12 protein-coding genes are annotated in these 20,678 nt (G+C 77.0%); 7 read left to right on the plus strand and 5 right to left on the minus strand.

Annotated features, from left to right (window positions below; all coding sequences use genetic code 11):
* Window position 1: 1 nt before the first annotated feature.
* From ACH5AR_RS00820 to fhuB, 5 genes are all read right to left on the minus strand, one after another.
* Window positions 2–406, minus strand: coding sequence for a hypothetical protein (locus tag ACH5AR_RS00820; protein WP_396299191.1), 405 nt, complete (start codon window positions 404–406; stop codon window positions 2–4).
* Between the two features lie 180 nt (window positions 407–586).
* Window positions 587–793 (minus strand): DUF397 domain-containing protein, encoded by a 207-nt coding sequence (locus tag ACH5AR_RS00825; RefSeq protein ID WP_396299192.1) that lies wholly within the window; start codon window positions 791–793, stop codon window positions 587–589.
* Window positions 790–1,605, minus strand: a complete 816-nt coding sequence (locus ACH5AR_RS00830) for a helix-turn-helix domain-containing protein (RefSeq protein ID WP_396299193.1) — start codon at window positions 1,603–1,605, stop codon at window positions 790–792. Before ACH5AR_RS00830 ends, ACH5AR_RS00825 begins: the two co-directional genes overlap by 4 nt.
* Before the next feature lie 155 nt (window positions 1,606–1,760).
* On the minus strand, window positions 1,761–2,900 hold the full coding sequence (fes, locus tag ACH5AR_RS00835; RefSeq protein WP_396299194.1) for an enterochelin esterase: 1,140 nt from the start codon (window positions 2,898–2,900) through the stop codon (window positions 1,761–1,763).
* A 19-nt stretch (window positions 2,901–2,919) separates the two neighbouring features.
* Complete coding sequence (gene fhuB, locus ACH5AR_RS00840; protein WP_396299195.1) at window positions 2,920–5,097, minus strand: Fe(3+)-hydroxamate ABC transporter permease FhuB; 2,178 nt, start codon at window positions 5,095–5,097, stop codon at window positions 2,920–2,922.
* 107 nt (window positions 5,098–5,204) lie between these two features.
* Here fhuB and ACH5AR_RS00845 point away from each other — a divergent pair, with 107 nt between their 5' ends.
* From ACH5AR_RS00845 to ACH5AR_RS00875, 7 genes are all read left to right on the plus strand, one after another.
* Window positions 5,205–6,227 carry an ABC transporter substrate-binding protein gene (locus ACH5AR_RS00845; RefSeq protein WP_396299196.1) on the plus strand — a complete coding sequence of 341 codons (1,023 nt, stop codon included), beginning with the start codon at window positions 5,205–5,207 and terminating at the stop codon, window positions 6,225–6,227.
* Between the two features lie 26 nt (window positions 6,228–6,253).
* The gene (locus tag ACH5AR_RS00850) at window positions 6,254–7,036 is read left to right on the plus strand and encodes an ABC transporter ATP-binding protein (protein WP_396299197.1); all 783 of its coding nucleotides are present in this window, start codon (window positions 6,254–6,256) and stop codon (window positions 7,034–7,036) included.
* 256 nt (window positions 7,037–7,292) lie between these two features.
* Window positions 7,293–8,150: a DUF4132 domain-containing protein gene (locus tag ACH5AR_RS00855; protein ID WP_396299198.1), complete on the plus strand. Its 858-nt coding sequence runs from the start codon at window positions 7,293–7,295 to the stop codon at window positions 8,148–8,150.
* Window positions 8,147–13,231, plus strand: a complete 5,085-nt coding sequence (locus ACH5AR_RS00860) for a hypothetical protein (RefSeq protein ID WP_396299199.1) — start codon at window positions 8,147–8,149, stop codon at window positions 13,229–13,231. The genes ACH5AR_RS00855 and ACH5AR_RS00860 overlap by 4 nt, the downstream gene beginning before the upstream one ends.
* The gene (locus ACH5AR_RS00865; protein ID WP_396299200.1) at window positions 13,228–14,376 is read left to right on the plus strand and encodes an AAA family ATPase; all 1,149 of its coding nucleotides are present in this window, start codon (window positions 13,228–13,230) and stop codon (window positions 14,374–14,376) included. The genes ACH5AR_RS00860 and ACH5AR_RS00865 overlap by 4 nt, the downstream gene beginning before the upstream one ends.
* A gap of 4 nt (window positions 14,377–14,380) precedes the next feature.
* Window positions 14,381–18,556 (plus strand): DUF5682 family protein, encoded by a 4,176-nt coding sequence (locus ACH5AR_RS00870; RefSeq protein ID WP_396299201.1) that lies wholly within the window; start codon window positions 14,381–14,383, stop codon window positions 18,554–18,556.
* Window positions 18,553–20,562, plus strand: coding sequence for a hypothetical protein (locus ACH5AR_RS00875; protein ID WP_396299202.1), 2,010 nt, complete (start codon window positions 18,553–18,555; stop codon window positions 20,560–20,562). Before ACH5AR_RS00870 ends, ACH5AR_RS00875 begins: the two co-directional genes overlap by 4 nt.
* Window positions 20,563–20,678 lie beyond the last annotated feature (116 nt).

The raw sequence follows: 20,678 nt of genomic DNA on the forward strand, positions 1-20,678 counted from the left end.
CTCAGCGGGTGGGCCGCCCGGGCACGGAGCGCCGGGGCCGGGCGGCCCACCACCACACCGAGCCCAGCAGCAGCGCCCCGGGGACGATCCCGGCGGCCGTCCCGGCGGCGGCCGCCGGGGCGCCGCCGAGGGCGAGCGCCAGACCGGCGGCCCAGCACAGCGCCACCGCCCCGCCGAGGACGCGCACCGCGGGCCGCCGTAGGAGGCCGGCGGGGCCGGCGGGGCGGTCTGGTGGCTCCTCTCGGCCGCCCCACCACTGCCCGACCCCGACGATGCCGAGGAACGCGGCCACCGAGAGCACCCGGACGGGCACCTCGAAGGCCGTCGGCAGGGCCCCCGCCCCCGTCTGGAGGTGGACGAGCCCGACGCCGGCCCCGACGGTCCGGGTGGTTCGATCAGTCGCCATGGCCCCGAGTCTGGTGCCCGCCCGGATCGCCGGACAAGCCACCCCGGCCGCCCTCGGCCAACACCTCGGGCACCCAGCACATGACCCGTGCGCCCGACCCCTCCATCCACATCGGTCCGCCGAGCCTACGGTGCGGTCCGCACCGTAGGCTCGGATTCGGAGCACGCCCGGGCTGATTCCCTATCGGGACTGGCCGGCTCCGGGGGTGGCGGCGCGGGCGAAGCAGACGAAGTCGGCCCACGCCTCGGGGGTGAAGGCGAGCTGGGGGCCAGCCTTGTCCTTGGAGTCCCGGACGCGGACGGCGCCGGGTACGAGGGCGATCTCGACGCAGGCGCCACCCTCGGTTCCGCTGTGGCTGGACTTGAACCAGGTCAGTTCGGTGCTCATAGATCCTCCGCCAACTTGGCGATGTAAGCAGCCGAGTCCTCGGGGTTGAGGGCCCGTTGGAGGATCATCGCATGGCGTTGGCTCAGAAGGCTTACCTTCCCGGGCTCAGAGTGGAGCAGACCCATTGCCTGTCCTTCTTCGTACGCCAGCCGTTGGTGCTCCGGGTTGTCGAGCAGGATGAAGGGGCCATTCAATCCCGGGTGCGAGCCCGCGCTTGGTACGACTTGAATAACGATGTGACGTGCTCCCCCAACGGTCAACAGGTGAAGGAGCTGATGCTTGTGGGCTTCTCCGGTACTGAGGGGGCTTCGGAGCGGCATTTCGCCGATCAGGAAGTTGAACGACTTCGTCTGGGTCGTCAGGACGGATTGGCGCGCGAGTCGCGCCGCAACGCGTTCCTCGATGGTTTCGTCATCGAGCGGCGGCCAGTGCGCATTGAGGAGGGCCCGAGCGGACTCCTCGGTCTGAAGGAGTCCTGGAATGAGCAGCGCTTCGAACCAATGGATGACGATGGCCTCGGCTTCGTAGCGCATGTACTCCTCGGCAAAGTGGGGGTACTTCTCCGGCACCAGGAACTGGGCCCCCGCCACCAGAATCCCCTTCGCGTCGCACATGTCGTCCGCCACCTGGAGCACGTGCAGCGAGGGTTTCCGCCGGCCCGCCTCCATCGACCGCAGGCTCTCGATGCTGTACCCGGCCTCGGCGGCCAGGTCGTCGCGGCTGACGCCGGCACGCGTGCGCCACAGCTTGATCTGGTTGCCGCAGTACCGCCAGGACATCGGCGGCGGCGTGGCGGACGAGGACGCGTTCATCGCTGACCCCCAAGGTCATCCGGTGTGGTCCTCGACGGTAGGCGCCCCACTCTTGGGATGTGTGCGAATCGACCGAAACCATCCCTACGGGTGACCGCCGGCCCGGCGGGGGCCGGGCCGGCGGAGGCGTTTCGGACGTGACGCGCCGGCGCTGGTCAGGCAGCCGTCGGCGGCTCCGGCCGGGAACCGCCGGCCCGGCCGAGCAGCGCCGCCAGCCCGTCCGCCAGCCCGCCGCGCCAACAGGCGTAGTCGTGCCCGCCGTTGAACTCGCGGTAGGCGAGGTCGTAGCCGCGCGCGGTCAGCACGTCGCGCAGGTGGCGGTTCTGGCCGAGAAGCATCCACTCCTGGAGCCCGACCTCGATCCAGAAACGGGCCGGGCGCCGCTCCTCGGCGGCGAAGCGGCGGGTCAGCCACTCGCTGCCGGCGTCGAACTCGGTCTCGTCGGGCCACCAGAAGGAGCCGGACTGGCAGAGTGCGTTGCCGAAGCGGTCCGGGCGGCGGTAGGCGGCGTAGGCGGCGGTGAGGCCGCCGGCGCTCTGGCCCGCGACGACCGTGTCGGCCGGCGCCCCGCTCGCGCCGAACTCCGCGGCGGCCCAGGGGAGGAGGCGGTCGGCGAGGAGGTCGACGAAGGCCGGGTTGCAGCTCAGGTCGTCCGGCCGCCGGGGGCCCATGGTGTGCACGAGCAGGGCGACGGTGGGCGGGATCGCGCCGTCCGCCGCCAGGTTGTCGAGGGTGTCGCCGACGGCGAGCACCTCGCCCCACATCTCCCCGTCCAGCAGGACCACGACCGGGTACGGCCCGCCGTCCGCCCGGTGCCCGGCCGGGAGGTGGACGTCCACCCGCCGCCCGGCCACCGTGCGGGCGAGGGTCTGCCCGCGCGGCACGCCCTCGCGCCGCCGCACGTACGGCTGCGCGGGGGCGGCGGGCAGGCTGAGCACCGAGGAGGGGTGGCGGCCGTCGCGGGCGGGCAGCCGGGGCTCGGTGTCGTACGGGTCGGGGCGGGCCTGGTCGAGGACGCGCAGCCAGTCCGGGCGGGTGGTGCCGGGGGCCTCGCCGCGGAACGGGTACAGCTGGTAGGAGGCGCGGTGGTCCGCGCGCAGCCGGTAGGTGATCGCCCAGCTGCCGTCGGCCTGACGCTTCATCAGATGTGGTGTCAGGTCCCCGGCGTGGCGGTCCTTGTCGGTGACGGTGTGCAGCAGGGCGAGCACGCCGTCGCAGTCGCCGCCCGGGTGGGTGAAGGTGACCAGGCGGTAGGCGGGGTCCTCGGGGTCGAGGACGACGAGCGGGGATTCCACAGCGTTGACTCCAAGAGGCTCAGGACGGGCTGCCCTTGCGGCCGAGCAGCACCCAGAGGAGGAAGGGGCCGCCGAGCACGGTGGTGACGATGCCGACGGGGATCTCCACCCCGGCGAACAGCACCCGCCCCAGCGTGTCGGCGAGCACGACGAGCAGCGCGCCGGTCAGGGCGGAGCCGAGCACCGGCACCCGCGCGGGCCCGGCCAGCCGTCCGGCGATCACCGGCGCGGCCAGGGCCACGAAGCCGACCGGGCCGCAGACGCCGACGGCCAGCCCGGCCAGGGCGACGGCCAGCAGCAGGCAGGCGAGCCGGACCCGGCCCGGGTCGACGCCGAGCGCGGAGGCGACGCTGTCGTCGAAGCGCAGCACCGCGAGCCGCCGGGCCGCCACCAGGGCGAGCGGCACCAGCACCGCCAGCCCGACCAGGACGGGCGCGGCGACGGCGAGATCGCGGCCGTTGAGGCTGCCGTTGGTCCAGATGTACAGCGAGCTCGCCGAGTTGAGCGAGCGCCGGGCCATCGCGACCTGGATGACGGCCGAGGCGAGCGCCGACATGGCGAGCCCGACCACCAGCACCCGGTAGCCGCGCGCGCCGAGCCCGCCGGAGGCCAGGGTGACGACCAGGACGGCGACCAGCGCGCCGAGCGGCCCGGCCCACCAGGCGCCGAAGGTGCCCGCGGTGCCGGCCGAGATCAGCACGGCGGCGGTGGCGCCGTCGTTGACGCCGAGGAGCTCGGGGGTGGCCAGGCGGTTGCGGGCGAGGGTCTGGGTGAGGCAGCCGGCCAGGCCGAGGGCTGCCCCGGCGGCGAGCCCGGCGACGATCCGGCCGAGCCGGAACTTCTGCACCAGCAGCACGTCCAGCCGGTCTCCGTAACCGAACACCGCCCGGAAGGTGCGGGCGAGGTCGAGCTCGCTCTGCCCTGCGTGCGCCGAGACCACCACGGCGGCCAGCAGGGCCGCCGCGAGACCGAGGGAGGCGAGCAGGGCCCGGTACGGTAGCAGCAGCGACCAGGCGCCGTAGCGCAGCGTCACGTCGGGCCTGGGGGGCGGGGGCTCGGCCCGGCGCGCGGCGGGCGGCGCGGACTCGGTCCGGTCGCCCATGGCCAGGGCGGCGGAGTGCCGGGAGCGGACGATCGCGATCAGCGCCGGGGCCCCGATCAACGCGACGATCACCGACACCGGCGCCTCGAAGGGCCGGGCCACCACCCGGGCGAGCACGTCCGAGCCGGTCAGCACGGCGGCGCCGAACAGCGCGGCGAGCACGGTGAGCCGGCCGACCCGGGGCCCGGCGAGGGTGCGGGCGAGGAACCCGGAGAGCAGGCCGAGGAAGGCGACCGGCCCGGCCAGCGCCACCGCAGAGGCGGTCAGCAGGGTGACGGCGACGGCGACGGCGGCCCGGATGGCGCCGGGCCGGTGGCCGAGGCCGCGGGCGAGGTCGTCACCGAGGGCGAGCGCGGTGAGCGGCCGGGTGGTGAGGGCGGCGAGCAGGAAGCCGGCGCCGAGCACCGGGGCGAGCTGGCGCAGCGTCGTCCAGCCCTCCACCCCGGCCAGCGAGCCGAGCACCCACACCCGGTAGCGCTCGTACGCCTCGGGGGAGTTGACGATCAGGACGTCGGTGAGCCCGCGGAAGATCGCCGCGACGGCGGAGCCGGCGAGCACCAGCCGCATCGGCGAGCCGCCGCCGCGGGTGCTCGCGACCAGCAGCACGACGGTGCTGGCGAGCACGGCGCCGCCGAAGGCGAAGGCGAGGTAGCCGAAGGAGGTCTGCACCCCGAGCACGGCGATGCCGAGCACGACGCCCAGCGAGGCGCCGGCGTTGACACCGAGCAGGCCGGTCTCGGCCAGCGGGTTGCGGGTGACGGACTGGAGTTGGGCCCCGGCGACCCCGAGCGCGGCGCCGACCAGCAGCGCGGTGAGGGTGCGCGGCAGTCGCAGGTCGCCGACGACCAGGGCCAGCCGGCCGTCGGCGCGGGCGCCGTCGCGGTTCAGCAGGTAGTCCAGCACCCGCCCGGGGCCGACCTCCCCGGCGCCGACCGACAGCGAGAGCGCGGCCAGGGCGAGCAGCAGCACCAGCGCCGCGGTGACGGCAGGCCAGGTGGGGCGGGCGCCCTCGGGGCGCCGGCCGCGGCCCGGTGGCGGCGAGTCCGGCGCGCTGTCGGGGGGCGCCGTGGGGACGCCGGCTTGCGACAATGTCATAAGGTAAGGCTAACCTAATGGCCGAGCCCGTCCCGCGGGGCACCCCCGTCCCGCCGGTCCGCCCGGACGCCGCTCAACTCCCGTACCACCATTGCCCGGAGGCACCCATGCCGTTCGCCCGTCGCCCGCTCAGCCCCGTCCGCCGCCGTGCGGCCCAGGCGCTGGCCGTCACCGGGGCGGCCGCGCTCCTGCTCACCGGCTGCGGCTCCTCCGGCTCCTCGTCCTCGGGTTCTTCCGCGCCCTCCTCCCCGGCGGCGGACGCGGCGGGCGGCGGCGCGGCCGGCGGCAAGCGGACCGTCAAGGACGCCACGGGCAAGGCCGTCGAGGTCCCCGTCGAGCCCAAGCGGGTCGTCACCCTGACCCAGGAGGACCTGGACGCGGTGCTCGCCCTCGGCGTCAAGCCGGTCGGCATCACCAACGGCCAGGGGCTGGCCGAGCCGCCCGCGTACCTCAAGGACAGGGTGCAGGGCGTCCCGGTGGTGGGGAACCTGCTCCAGCCCGTGATGGACAAGGTGATCGCCGCCAAGCCCGACCTGATCCTGGCCGGCGACATGCAGGACGAGCAGGTGCTCAAGCAGCTGCGCGAGATCACCCCCGCCACGCTGGTCACCATGGCCCCCACCGACGACTGGAAGCTCGCCTTCCGGGGCATCGGCAACGCCGTCAACAAGCTCGACCAGGCCAACAAGGTGATCGGCGACTACGACGCCAAGGCCGCCAAGGCGGGCGCCGGACTCACCGCGAACAAGGGCGCCGCCGTCTCCATCGTGCGCTGGAACCCCACCGGCCCGAGCTGGATGGAGAAGAAGCAGTTCGCCAGCGGCGTCGCCCTGGACATGGGCCTGACCCGACCGGCCGCGCAGGACAAGGACGGCAACGCGCACAGCCCGGCGCTCAGCCTGGAGAAGCTGGGCGAGATCGACGGCGACTGGCTGTTCCTGTCCACCCTGACCGACGACGGCAAGGCCGCCCTCAAGGACGTCCAGTCCAAGCCCGCCTACCAGGAGCTCGGCGCGGTGAAGAACAACCACACCGTCACCGTGGACGGTTCGGTCTGGTCCACCCGGGGCGGCCCGCTCGCCGCGGACGTCGTGATCGGCGACTTCACCAAGGCGCTGGGCGGGAACTGAGCGCGCACCGGCCAGGGGGAGCTGCCATGGAGTTGACGATCGAGGGTCTCAGCGCCGGCTACGGGCCGGGGCGCCCGGTGCTCGGCGGCGTCGACCTCACCGTCCCGGCCGGGCAGGTGGTGGCGGTGGTGGGCCCGAACGGCTGCGGGAAGTCCACCCTGCTGCGGTCCGTCGCGCGGCTGCACCGGCCGGACGGCGGGCGGGTGCTGGTCGGCGGCGAGGACGTGTGGCGGCTGCGTCCGCGCCAGGCCGCCCACCGGGTCGCGCTGCTGCCGCAGAGCCCGCAGGCGCCGGAGGCGGTGACCGTCACCGGGCTGGTCCGCTACGGCCGGCACCCGCACCAGGGGCTGTTCCGCCAGTGGTCCGCGCAGGACGAGCGGCTGACCGCCGAGGCCCTGCGCGCCACCGGCGTGGAGGAGCTCGCCGACCGCCGGCTCGACCGGCTCTCCGGCGGCCAGCGCCAGCGCTGCTGGCTCGCCATGGTGCTCGCCCAGGACACCCCGGTGGTGCTGCTGGACGAGCCGACCAGCGCGCTCGACCTCGGGCACGCGGTGGAGGTGCTGGAGCTGGTCCGCCGGGTCGCTGCGGGCGGGCGCACCGTGGTCATGGTGCTGCACGACCTCGCGGCGGCGGCCCGCTACGCGGACCTGCTGGTGGCGCTGCGCGGCGGCGCGGTGGTGGCCTGCGGGCCGCCGCGCGAGGTGGTGGACGCGCCGCTGGTGCGGGCGCTGTACGACATCGACAGCCATGTGCTGGCGGCGCCGGGCGACGGCGCGCCGGTGATCGTGCCCCGGGCGCCGCTGGGCTGACGACGCGGCGGAGGGACGAGCGGGGCGGAGGGGCGAGCGGGGCGGTCGGAGCGGAGAAGGCGGGCGGGGCGGCTGCGTGGGGGCAGCCGCCCCGCCCTTTTCCATTCCTTCGCTCACTCGTTCGAGGGGTTTGAATTCTCCATGTCCCGGCTCGACTTCACCGCGCCCCTCGCGTTGTCAGTGGGCCTCGCTACGTTCCTCGCATCGCTGGTCAGCAGGCGATCGACAGGTGTTTCCCGGTGGGAGGAGTACGGCCGTGGCATGGGTGGAGACGGACGCGGGTGGGTACCGCGTCGCGCTCGACGGGGAGGGCAGGGTGGTGTGCCGCAACGCGGCGGGCCGCGACCTCAGGTCCCTGCCGTCGAAGCTCGGCGACGACCGGGTGGTCCTCCAGCTCAAGCAGCTCGCCGAGTGGCTGGCCGCGCACGAGCGCGACTGCCTGGAGGACGTCGAGCGCTGGATGGTCCGCTCGCTGCCGGTGCCCGCCGCCGTGCTCACCGCCGTCTGGGCGGACGAGGCCTGGCAGGGCGTCCTGAAGGACCGCGTGGTCACCGCGACGGACGGCTCGGTGGCCGGCTTCCTGCGCGGCGCCGACGCCGAGCGCGGCCTCGGCCTGGTCGACCTCGACGGCGACACCGTGCGCCTCACCGACGGCGAGGTGCTGATACCGCACCCCGTCCTGCTCCAGGACCTCGACGAGCTGCGCGAGTTCGCCGTCGAGCTGGGTGTCTCCCAGCGCGTCCAGCAGCTCTACCGCGAGGTCTGGCACCGGCCCGCGCAGCCGCCCGTCGGCACCGAGGTCACCACCTACGCCGGCGGCCGCTACCGGGAGCTGCGCGAGCTGGTCGGGCGCTGCACCCGGCTCGGCTGCCGGGTCCGCGGCGGCTCCGCCGTCCAGTCGGTCACCGAGGGCGGGCGCTCCGTCGAGGCCCGGGTCTGGGTCGGCGACTACTACGAGTACGACGCGTGCGAGACGGGCGCGCTCAGCTGGGCCGGCCCCGACGGCCGCGCCCTGCCGCTCACCGAGGTCGGACCGGTCGCCTGGTCCGAGGGCATGCGGATGGCCGCCGCCCTGTACGCCGGCCGCACCATCCAGGGGGAGGACGCCGAATGACCGCCACCGGCCTGACCACGACCACGACCACCGCCGGCGCCGGCCGCACCGCGACACCGCAGGAGCTGCTCGACGCCGGAGCGGTGCTCCCGGCCGGCACCCTGCCCGACGCCGGCCGCCCCGACAGCGCCGCCGACGTGCTCACCGCCCGCGGCTACGCCCACCCCGCACTCGACGGGCGCCGGATCGTCCGGCTCGTCCCCGGCGCGCTCGGCCCGGCCGAGGACCTCGCCCTCGACTTCCTTGGCCTGGCGCCGCAGGGCGCCCCCGCCGAGGTCGGCCAGGTCCGTCAGGAGGCGCTCGGCTTCCCCGCCTGGGCGCTGGTCCACGACCCGGCCAACGGCCACCACGCGCTCGCCCTGGTCAAGGAGATGGAGCGGCTGGCCCGCCAGGCCGCCGCCAAGCCCGGCGCCGCCAAGGACGGCTTCGACGAGCTGGCCGGCCGCCTCGGCCGCGCCGTCCCGCACTTCCTGCCCACCTTCTGCGAGGAGGTCGGCCGGATCTTCCTCGGCCACGGGAACCGGACGTACGCCGCCGCCTGGTTCGGCAAGGCCCGCGAGGCCGAGCGCGCCCACGGCCTGGCGGTCGACGAGGAGCGGCTGCGCGCCGTCTTCCTGGAGTTCGCCCTGGCCGGCGCGCTCACCGTCAAGTCCCTCCGCCAGTACGTCAAGGAGCTCGCCCAGCGGCTCGACCCGCTGACCGCCTGGCAGCGCTTCCGCCAGCTGTGCACCGAGCGCTCCGCGGCCGGCATGGCCCCGTACGCCGGGGTCGCCGAGGACGCCCGCGCCCTGATCAGGGCCGCCGGGCTGGACCGCGCCGAGCACGAACGGGCGCTGCTCGCCGAACTGCTGGACTCCCCGGCGGTCAACCGGGCCCCCGCCGCGTTCTGGAAGTCCTGGCACGGCGCGCTCGTCGAGCTCGGCCGCGCCGACACCGCGGTCCGCGCCCGCCTGCTGGAGCTGCTGCCCGACCCGAACTCCGCCGACCCGGCCGCGCACGACACCGCCTGGCTGGCGCTGCTCGCCGAGACGGGGGCCGAGGAGCTGCTCACCGGCCCCCGGCCCGAGGGCGCCGAACCGGCCGCCGCCTGGCTCCAGCGCTGGTGCAACCACCACGGCCGGGGCTGGCGCGGCCCGCGGCCCACCTGCCCGGACACCCTCGCCCTGGCCGGCCGGATGGTCGAGCGGCTGAAGGCCGACGCCGTCCCGGTGGACCTCCACACCGGCATCCGCGCCAGCAACACCCGGATCGACCTGCTGGACCTCCTGCTGACGGCGGGCGTCCCGGTCGCCGACCCGCCCGCCGGCTTCGGCCTCGACCTGCGCCCGTGGGTCGCCCAGTGCGGCCCCGACAGCCCCGCCCTCACCGCCGACGAGCGCTACCGGCCGCTGCTGCGCCGGGCCACCCCGGTGGTGTGGGACACCGCCGTCAAGCGCGGGGCGGCCGCCCTGCCGCTGCTGAACGAGCTGCTCGCCGAGTGGGCCGAGGAGCGGGCCGGGGAACTGTCCGCCGCCCGCGGCCTGGCCGGCGCCGCCGAGCTGCTCCGCACCCTCGGCCAGTACAGCCACGCCGTCCGGGAGGTCGCCCCGGCCGTCGCCGAGCGGATCGCCGCCCTCGACGTCGCCACGCTGCTCGCCGACGCCCTGCGGGCCGGCATCCTGGACGAACTCGGCTGGCCCGCCCTGGAGGAGGCGCTCGGGAAGCTCGCCGACCCGCCCGCCGAGGACGCCCCGCAGTACTCCGTCCCCCGCCTGGACACCGGCCTCGGCGAGCTGATCGTCGAGGACGCCTGGCCGCACCTGATCCTCGCCCGCCGCGACCGGGCCGTCGTGGTCGGCCCCGAGGGCATCGTGCTGGAGCACACCCTGCGGGTGACCGGGCCCGCGCCCCGGACCAGGCTGCGCCTGGTCGACGGCGAACTGCTGGTCGTCTGGCCGGAGGACGGCAAGCAGCTCGCGTACTGGTCCAGCCGCCCGGACGAGCGGTTCGAGCTGGAGGGCCAGACCATCGTCGGCTACTACTACCGCAACCGCCGGCCCGAGGCGCCGTCCCTCCAACTGCCCGGCGGCGGGCGCACCACCGGCGAACGCCCGGTGCACGCCGGCGACACCCGGATGCCCCAGGAGCACCGCGTCCTCGGCGACGGCACCGGCTACTGGACGCTGCGCCACGCCTCCGACGGCACCCCCGTGCTGCGCGAACTCGACCCGGCCACCGGCGCCCTGGGCCGCGCCTCCGAGCCGCCGGTGATCGCCGCCACCGCCGCGGCCGGCCGCCTGGTCCAGCGCAGCACCTGGCTGCTGCCGCTCCGGCCCGGCCTGGAGGGCACACCGCTGGGCACCGACGGCACGGTGCTCGGCAACTGGGTCAGGACGGAGCCCGGCAAGGCCGTCACCACCTTCACGGCGGACGGCGAGCGCATCGTGAAGGCACCGACCGAGGAGCACACGGACACCGTCCCGGTCGGCCGGCTGCGCCTGCCCGGCGCGGCCGCCCCGATGGTCAGCCGCACCGGCGACGAGCACTTCTCGCTCAACCTGCCCGACTCCACCGGCCGCGCCGACCGCACCGCCGACCTGCACCCGGGCCGGGCCGGCGAGCTCGCCGCCGCCGGCACTCCGCTCGTGCCGCCCTACCCGCACTGGCACGCCCTGCGGCCGCGCGACGAGGCGGGCTCGGCGGCTCTGCGCGCCGTCACCGCCGAGCAGGCCGCCCGGCTGATCGACGCCGCCTGGCCGGTCGACCCGGAGCCGGCTCCCGAGGACGAGCGGTGCTGGCTCACCGTCCAGGGCGTGCGCCGCCCGCTCGCCCAGGACAGCAGGGCGCACCGGGCCCTGCCCGTCCCGGAGGTCGGCGCGATCCTGCCCGGCATCGGGCACCCCCGGCTGCTGGCCGGCGTCGCGGGGCTCGCCCGCACCGCCGCCGACCTGCTGGCCAGGGCCGCCCGGTTCCTCCCGCAGCCGGAGGCCGCGCGCCCGACGCCGGCCGCGGAAGCCGAGTGGCGGCCCGAGCACGGCCGCGACCACGAACTGCGCGACGCCGTCCGCGCCGTACTGGCCGACACCGTCGGCTTCGGCAGCAGCTGGGGCTCCGGGGACGACTACCGGGTGCTCAACAACCTGCGCACCGTCCGCGCCGTGCTGGCCGCCCCGCCCGCCGCCGAGGGCGAGGGCTGGAGCACCCCCGCCACCGTCACCCTGCGCGGCGCCGACGGCAGCCACGGCTGGCTGAGCCTGCTCGGCCGGGTCCACGCGCTGGCCCACGCGGTGGCCGCGCCGTTCACCGAGCCCGCCCACCGCTCCTCGCTGGTCCTGCTGATCGACGAGCTGACCAAGGGCCCGCTGGCCGACCGCGGCGCCACCCTGCGCGAGATCGCCCTCGCCGAGCAGGTCCCCACGGCGGTGAACGCCAGCGGCGGGCGGGCGGTCCCGCGCCGCCAGGGCCAGGTGCTGCGGCACGGTGAGCGCACCGTCGTCATCGTCGGGTACCTGCGCGAGCACACCCAGGGCACGGTGTACTGGCGCGCCGTCGACCACGACCCGAGCGGCCGGTTCGGGCCGGTCGCGCACTTCACGACCGTGGCGGAGCGCGGCACCGAGGAACTGGTCGACACCGCCTGGACGGAGCGGTTCGGGCGGCTCGCCGCCCTGCGCGGCGCCCTCCCGTGGGACCGCGCCAGGGCCGAGGCCTTCAGCGACCTCACCGGCATCGGGACGGCCCGCTCCGCGCTGGTGCTCAGCCCGCCGGCCGGCCTGCTGTACTGGACGGACCCGACACCGCCCGCCGGATCCGGCTTCAGGTCCGCCGAGTTCAAGGCCGCCCGGACGTGGCTGCGCGGGCACGACCACGAGGGGCTCCTCGCCGTCTGGGGCGCGCTGCTGCCCGCCGACCCGGAGACCCTGTGGACCGACGGCCCCGACCTCGCCGCCGGCGCCGAGGAGTGGATCCGGCGGTTCGGACGGCTCGTCACCCTCCCCGAGGAGGCCCTGACCACCGTCCAGGGCGTGTCCATCGACGCCGTCGAGTCGGTGCTCAACCCCGCCCGCACCCCCTGGCTGACCGGGCGCACCCGCTTCCGGGTCACCGACGAGGACGGCTCCGGCCCCCGGCTGCTCGCCGAGGACGGCGCCGCCGTCCCCGAGACCGGCGGGATCGGCTCCACCGTCGCCGCACTGCGCTGGCTCGCCTACCACCTGCCCGCCGACAGCCCGCTGCGCCCGCTGCTGCCCGCCGCCGCCACCGCGCTGCGCGAGCGCCTCGCCGACCCGGAGCTGCTGCTCGACCTCCACGTGACCACCACCGTCAAGGGCAAGCCGCTGGCCCCCGTCCTGCGCACCCGCTTCGGCCTGCCCGCCGAGGGCGGCGCCGACCCGGACGGCATGGTCCGCTGCGGCCCGGCGCTCGTCCTGATGCCCCAGCACCAGAGGTACGAGCGGATCTGGCTGCGCCCGGCGGTCCTCACCGGCCCCGACGACCCGCTGCTCGACCTGATCGGCGGCCTCACCGACAGCTACTGGTACCACGCCGAGCGGCCCGCCATCGAGGCCGTGCTGTGCGGCGAGCCGGAACGGCTGGCGGCGGCGGTCACCGTCACCCCCGGCGAGGCCGCCCCCGGCGAGGGCCCGGCCTGGCTGCAGAACCCGCAGCTGTCCGTCCCCGAGCTGGTCGCCGAGGTGTCCCGCGGGCACGGCCTGGGCGAGGACGCGGCCGCGCTCTACCTCCAGCTGCTCGCCCTGCCGGACCCGACGGACCGCAACGCCGCCCGCTGGACGGGCTGGAAGCCCGCCCGGCTGAAGAAGGCCCGCGTCGAACTCGCCGCCAGCGGCCTGGTGCTGGAGGCCAAGCGGGCCCGGGCCGGCCGCAGCCTCTTCCTGCCCGGCGGCTGGCAGGAGGCCAAGGCGCCCGCCCTGCCGGTCGAGACATGGAAGGCGGGCCTGTACGAGGTGCACACCCACCGGCCCGTGTCCGTCCCGATGCCCGTCCCCGAGCTGTTCGCCCGGGCCTGGCAGCGGACGGTCGACGGCGACGCCCCCGGTTACGAACAGCTCCAGACCAGCACGCGCAGGAAGGCCCGCCGATGAGCACGACCACCCCCGTCCCCCCGGTCGCGACCCGGCAGACCGTCCCGCCCGAGGAGAAGTACGCCGCCGAACTGGAGTTCCTGGCCGCCCACGACAGCGGCCCGCGCCCGCCCGGCTGGCGCCTCACCCCGCGCGCCGTGGTCACCTTCGTGATGGGCAGCGGCGGGGAGAAGCTCAAGGCCGGGCGCAGGGGCCTGGTCGTCGAGCCGAAGTTCGTCGGCGAGCGCGCCCTGGTCGAGCGCTGCGTCGTCACCCTCGCCGGGGAGCGCGGCCTGCTGCTCGTCGGCGAGCCCGGCACCGCCAAGTCCATGCTCTCCGAGCTGCTCGCCGCCGCCGTCTGCGGCAGCAGCGCGCTCACCGTCCAGGGCACCGCCGGCACCACCGAGGACCAGCTCAAGTACGGCTGGAACTACGCCCTGCTGCTCGCCAAGGGGCCCAGCCGCGAGGCCCTCGTCCCCTCGCCGGTGCTCACCGCGATGACCACCGGCGCCGTCGCCCGGGTCGAGGAGGTCACCCGCTGCCTGCCCGAGGTGCAGGACGCCCTGGTCTCGCTGCTCTCGGAGCGGCGGATCGCCGTCCCCGAGCTGGCCGGCACCCCGGACGGGCAGCTGCACGCCGCGGCCGGCTTCACCCTGATCGCCACCGCCAACCTGCGGGACAAGGGCGTCAGCGAGATGTCCGCGGCGCTCAAGCGGCGGTTCAACTTCGAGACGGTCGGCCCGATCGGCAGCCTCGCCGCCGAGGTCGAGCTGGTCCGCCGGCAGTCCACCGCCGCGGTAGCGCGGGCCGGCGCCGCCTACGCGGTGGACGACGCCGTCCTGGAGGCGCTGGTCACCGCCTTCCGGGACCTGCGCACCGGCCGCTCCACCGAGGGCTGGGACGTCGAACGCCCGTCCACCGTGATGAGCACCGCCGAGGCGGTCTCCGTCGCCACCGCGCTCGGCGTCAGCGCCGCCTACCTGCCCGACGGCGGGGACCTGCTCGGCCGGCTGCCCGGCCAACTCCTCGGCGTGGTCCGCAAGGACGAGCCGTCCGACGCGGCCCGGCTGCTCGGCTACTGGGACGGCCCGGTCCGCCGCCGCGCCGAACAGGGCGCCGCCACCTGGCGCACCCTGTGGGACCTCCGCTCGGCACTGGAGGCCTGATCCGATGAGCAGCGCGGAGACCACCCGCCCGGACGGCGCGGACCGGACGCTCAGGGCCGAGGCCGGCCGGCTGGCCGCCTCCGGCACCGGCGGCCCCGGGCCCCACCTGATCGGCGTGCGCCACCACGCGCCGTCCCTCAGCGCGGTCGTCCCCGCGCTGCTCGACGCCGCCCGGCCGGACGCCGTCCTGGTCGAGCTGCCCGCCGAGTTCCAGCCCTGGCTGGGCTGGCTCGCCGAGGAGGCCACCTCGGCCCCGGTCGCCCTCGCGGCGGCCCCCGCCGGGGCCGAGGAGGCCGCCGGGCCCGCCTTCTACCCGTTCGCCGACTTCTCCCCGGAGCTCGCAGCCCTGCGCTGGGCCCGGCGCAACGGGGTGGAGGCCGTCGCCTGCGACCTCCCGCTCGCCCACCGCGCCGCCCGGGCCGGGCAGCGGGGGCGCACCGACGGCGGCCCGGAGCGGCCGGGCGTCGCGGACGCGCTGCGCCGCCGCCTGACCGGCCGGGACTCCGACGACGACCTGTGGGACCGCCTGGTCGAGACGGCCGCCCCGGGCTCCACCCCGGAGGCCGTCCGGCGCGCCGCCCTGCTGGTCGGCTGGGCGCTGCGCCGGGACGCCGAGAACGGCCCCGGCGTCGACCCGTACGACCTGCGCCGCGAGGCCTGGATGCGGGCCCGGATCCGGGACGCCGCGGCCGGCGGGCGCCGGGTCGCCGCCGTGGTCGGCGCCTTCCACGCCCCCGCCCTGCTGGAGGGTCCGCTCTCCACCGAGGAGCCGCCGCACCCGGACGACCCGAGGCACGTCCTGTCCCTGATCCCGTACACCTACCCGCTGCTCGACGCCCGCTCCGGCTACCCGGCGGGCATCCGCGACCCGGAGTGGCAGCACACCGTCCTGGACGCCGGCGGCGACCCGGAACGCCTCGCCGAGGCGCTCACCGCCACCGCCGTCCGGATCTGCGCCGCGCTGCGCGCCCAGGACCACCCCAGCGGCCCGGCCGACGCCCGCGAGATCGTCCGCCTCGCGGGCGACCTCGCCCGGCTGCGCGGGCACGCCGCACCCGGCCGTGGCGAACTCCTCGAAGCGGTGCAGACCGTCCTGGCGCAGGGCGAGCCCCTCGGCCGCGGCCGGGCCGTCGCCCGCGCCCTCGAACAGGTGCTGGTCGGGACGCGCACCGGCCGCCCCACCCCCGCCGCCCCGCGCAGCGGACTCGCCCCCGCCGTCGAGGCCCTGCTGGCGGGCCTCGGCCTCCCGGGCCCCGCCGACCCCGGTCCGCGCGACCTGCGCCTCGACCCGCTGCGCAGCGGCCTCGACCGCCGCCGTGAGGTCCTCCTACACCGCCTCGCCGCCTGCGAGGTCCCCTACGGCGAGCCCGTCGCGGGCACCGGCGCCGGCGGCACCGAGACCCTCGGCACCCGCTGGCGCCTGCACTGGACGCCCGCCACCGCGGCCATGCTCACCGTCGCCGGCACCCGCGGCGTCACCCCCGCCCAGGCGGCGGAGGGCGCGCTGCGCGCCCGGCTCACCGACCAGCCGACCCCGCGCGAGGTGATCGACGGCCTGGCCGCCGCCGCCTCCTGCGCGCTCCCCGCCCTCACCGAGGCCCGGCTCGCCCAGCTCACCACCGTCCTTCCCGCCGCCGCCACCCTCCCCGAGCTCCTGGACGCCCTCGCCCTCCTCGACCGGCTGGCCGCCGGCCACTTCCCGGGCCACGCCCCGGCGGGAGGGGAGGAGGCCGGGGCCGCCGGTGGCGGGGTGTCGGCAGCTCGCCAGTGCTTCGCGGCGCCGGGTGTTCCCGGTGTTCCCGGTGTTTCCGGTGGCGGGGTGGCCGAGGGGTCGGTTGATGACGGCCGTCACGCTTCCGTGGGCGACGTCCGGTCGGGTCAGGGGCCGGTGGTCGGTGAGAGCGGCCCGGGTGTGTCGGGTGGTGACGGTCCTGTGGCCGGTTGCGCCCCGGTTGCCGGTGACGCGGGCTCGGCTCCTCCCGGGGTGTCGGCCGCCCGCCAGCGCTTCGCGGCGCAGGGTGTTCCCGGTGTTCCGGATGGCGGGGTGGCTGCCGGTGGCGGTGACGCCGGCCCCGCCGCGCGGGGTGCGGAGCCGCCCGTGGTCCCCGCTGCCGGTGAGGCGTCGGCAGCCCACCAGCGCTTCGCGACGGAGTTCCGCGTTCCCGGTGTTCCCGGTGGCGAGAACGCCCCCGGTGGCGAGCAGGCCGACGAGTCGACCGACGAAGGCCGCCACGCCATCGAGGGCGGCCCCCGCCCGCTCCGCGCACCCCAGGGCCCGCCCGTGCTCGCCGCCGCCGGTGAGCTGCTCACCGTCGCCGCCGTACGGCAGTTGGAGGGCCTGGGCGGGTCGGACGACCCGCAGGACGCGCGGGCCCTGGTGGAACTGGTGCGCCGGGCGGACCGGTTCGGCGGGGTGCGGCTGGCGTACGTGCTGGCCGAACTCGCCGAGCGGGGGAGCCCGCTGGTGCGGGGCGCGGCCGGTGCGGTGCGGGTGCTGCTCGGCCAGGAGCCGGCCGAGGCCCTGGGCGGCCGGGCCGCCTCCTGGGTGGACGGCGCCACGGCACCGGAGGCGCGGCAGGCGCTCGGCCGGTCGCTGGTCGGGCTGCTGACGGCCGCGGAGGGCCTGTTCGACTCCGCGCCGCAGGCGCTGGAGCCGGTGCTGGAGAGGGTCACCTCGCTGCCCGACGAGGCCTTCCTGGACCGCCTGCCCGCGCTGCGCGGGGGGTTCGACACGCTCAGCCCGGCCGCCCGCGACCGGCTGTTGGCCCTGGTCGAGGAGCGCCTGGGCACCCGGCTCGCCGCCCTGCCCGAGGAGGCCGGCCCCGCCGTGCTCGCCGGCTGGGTGCGCGCGGACCTCGTGGCGCGTGCGGCACTCGCCCGCCGGGGCCTGCCGGTCCCGGCACCCGCGGCACCCCCGGCCGATACGCCGACGCCGACGCCGACCCCCGACCCGAGCCCGAGTACGACGCCGACTCCGGTGCCCGCGGCCCCGGGACGGCCGACCCCCGCGACCGCACCCGCCCCCGCCCCCGCGACCAGCGCCGGCGGTCAGGCCGCCGACGCGGCCCCGGCCCTCGCCCCCGCCGAGCGCTGGCGGCTGCTGCTCGGCCGCCCCGGCCCCGGCGGCCTGACCGGCCGTGGGGCCCGACTCGCCACCGCGCTGGACGAGTTGTACGGCAGCGGCCACGGCGAGGGCTCCGGCCCGGGCCTGGAGAGCCGGGGCAGCCGGGGCGGCCGCGAGGCGCCCTACCCCGGTGTGCGGGAGTGGGCCGAGGAGCTGGAGTCGCTGTTCGGCCCCGGCGTGCGCGAGGAGGTGCTGGCCGCCGCCGTCGCCCAGGGCCGGACCGACGTCCTGGAGACGATCGACCCGTCCGCCGTCCGCCCGTCCGTCGAACTGCTGCGCACCGTGCTGGACCACGCGGGCGGGCTGCCCGAGGCCCGCCTGGCCCGGCTGCGCCCGCTGGTGCGGCGCCTGGTGGACGAGCTGAGCCGGGAGCTGGCCACGCGGCTGCGCCCGGCCCTGACCGGGATCGCCGTGCCGCGCCCCTCCCGCCGCCCGGGCGGCGGGCTGGACCTGGACCGGACGATCCGGGCCAACCTCGCCACCGCCCGCCCCGGCCCGGACGGCCGGACCCTCATCGTGCCCGAGCGCCCGGTCTTCCGGACCAGGGCGCGGCAGGCCAACGACTGGCGGCTGATCCTGGTCGTGGACGTGTCCGGGTCGATGGAGGCCTCCACGGTGTGGGCCGCGCTGACGGCCGCGATCCTGGCCGGAGTGCCCTCGCTGAGCACCCACTTCGTGGCCTTCTCCACCGAGGTCGTGGACCTCACCGAGCGGGTGGACGACCCGCTGGGCCTGCTGCTGGAGGTGCGGGTGGGCGGCGGCACCAGCATCGCGAGCGGGCTGCGCTACGCGCGGGAGCTGGTGACGGTGCCGTCCCGCACGCTGGTCGCGGTGGTCAGCGACTTCGAGGAGGGCGGGCCGGTCGGCGGGCTGCTGGCCCAGACCAGGGCCCTGGTGGACTCGGGCGTGCACGTCCTGGGCTGCGCGGCGCTGGACGACACCGGGACGGCCCGCTACTCGAAGGCGGTCGCGGGCCGGCTGGTCGCGGCCGGCATGCCCGTGGCGGCGTTGAGCCCGCTGGAACTGGCCCGTTGGGTGGGGGAGAAGGTGCGATGAGCGTGACGGCGCGGACGAACGACTGGCCGGGCGTGCGGCCCGAGGTGGTCGCCGAGGTGGTGGCCGGGCTGAGTGCCCGGTTGCAGAAGCGGCTGGACACCGCGGCGGAGAAACTGGCGCAGCGCCCGGGGGCCCGGGAGGGCGACGCCTGGCGGGTGGAGGTGGACGAGGAGACGGTGCTGGTGCTGCACGCTCCGGGCGGGGTGGTCGCCGCGGCGGCCGACGTCCGCTGCGGGTGCCTGCTCGCCCCGGCCTGTGTGCACCGGGCCGCCGCCGTGACGCTCTGCCCGCTCGCCGACGCCGATGCCGGGCCCGAGCCAGGGCCCGAGCCCGAGCCCGAGCCAGGGCCCGACCCCCGGTCCGCTGCCCGCCCCGCGCCCGGGCAGGAGAACGGGACGGGCAACGGCACGGCAGCGCCCGGAGCCCCGGAAGCCCGGAAGGCCCCGGGAACCCCGGAAGCGCCCGAGCCGCTCACGGCCGCCGAACTCGCCGCCGTCCGCCACCTCCACCGGGCCGCGTCGGCCGTCCTGGCCGCCGGGGTGAGCGGGGCCGGGGCCGTCTCCCAGGCCGAGCTGCTGCGGGCCGCCCACCGGGCCCGGCTGGCGGGCCTGCACCGCCCGGCCGCGGCGGCGGTCACCGTCACGACCCGGATCCGGGCGGCGCGCTCCGGTGCTCCCGACCACCGCCTGGCGGACCTGGTGGACGGGCTGCGCGAACTGCTCGTCCTCACCACCGCGCTGGCCGCCGGTCAGGCGCCGGCCCCCGAGCTGCGCGGCACCGCGCGCCAGGCCTACCGGGAGGAGGGCGGTCTGCGGCTCTACGGCCTGTTCGCCGAGCCGGTGCTGACGGCCACCCACGCGGGTGCGGTCAGCTGGGCGGTGGACGCGGACGGGAGGCTCAGCACGATCGCCGAGGTGATGCCGCACGAGGACGCGGCGGCGGCCGCCCCGCAGGCGGTCCGGGCGGGCAACCGGACGGTCCGGCTGGGCGACACCGCGCTCAGCCACCGCGAGTTCAGCCGGGCCGGCCTGGTCGTCCAGGGAGCCACCAGGTCCACCGGTGGCCGCCTGGGCGCCGGGGCCTCGGTCCGGGCGGTCAGCGCGACGGGCGCGGCCTGGACGGCGGAGCCGGCCACCCGGCTCTGGTCCGAGCCGGTGGCCGTCCAGGTGGCCCGGGCGCTCGCGGTGCAGGAGCTGCCGTACGAGAGCCGCCCGGCCGGCAGCGACCTGCTGTTCCTGGACGTCACCCTGCTGGGCACGGCCCCCGGGCCGGACGGGGCGCCGCAGCTGCTGGCGCGCGGCACGACGGGCGGGCCGGTGATCGTCCTGCGCCCGGCCCACGAGCACCCCGACCTGCCGTTCCGGGCGAACCTCGCGCTGCTCGCCACCGTGCCGGGCCTGCGGCTGCGGGTGGTCGGGCGCCTGGAGCGGGCGGACCGTCCGGAGCTGCGCCTGCTGGCGATCGGCACCCCGCCGGACGCCCCCGACCCGCTGGCTCCGCGCACCGACCGGGCGGGACGGGTCAACCTCGGCCTCGAACGCCTCCAGACCGCCGACCTCGCGGCGCCCGCGACGGCCTCCGCCGCCGGGCCGGAGGCACCGGACGACCCGGTACCGGGCCCGGCACCGGGTACCGCGCCGGGCCCGGCCCCCGACCAGGCGGACGGTCAGGTGCACGGCGCGACCGCCCCGGTGCCGTACCGCCCGCCGGTCCACGTGCTCGGCCGCCGGGTCGAGCAGACGGTCACCACGGGCCGGCACGCGCTCGCCCCGAGCGAGGCGTCGGCCGTGGCCGATCGCGGCCTGCTGCACGCCGCGGGCCTGGCCACCGCCGCGGAGCTCCTCGACGGTCTGCGGGGCGCCGCGGGCAACCGGCGGCGTGACGTCTTCGGCCGGGTCGTCACGGACGATCACGAGGGCTTCGCCGCCGCCTGGCTGACCGCGGCCTGCTACCTGGAGGAACTGGGCACGGCGCTGTGCGCGTCGGCCTGGTCCGGGGAGGGGTGAGGAGCCGCCGACCATAAGCCGAACTACTTGTACAGTCCGGTATTCGGCGTTTGCTGGCATACTTGGGGGAGGACGACCCACGGGGCGGGACCTGCCGGGAGAGCCTCCCCGAGGGC

It is taken from the genome of Kitasatospora sp. NPDC018619 (genome assembly GCF_044391605.1).
Taxonomy (GTDB): domain Bacteria; phylum Actinomycetota; class Actinomycetes; order Streptomycetales; family Streptomycetaceae; genus Kitasatospora.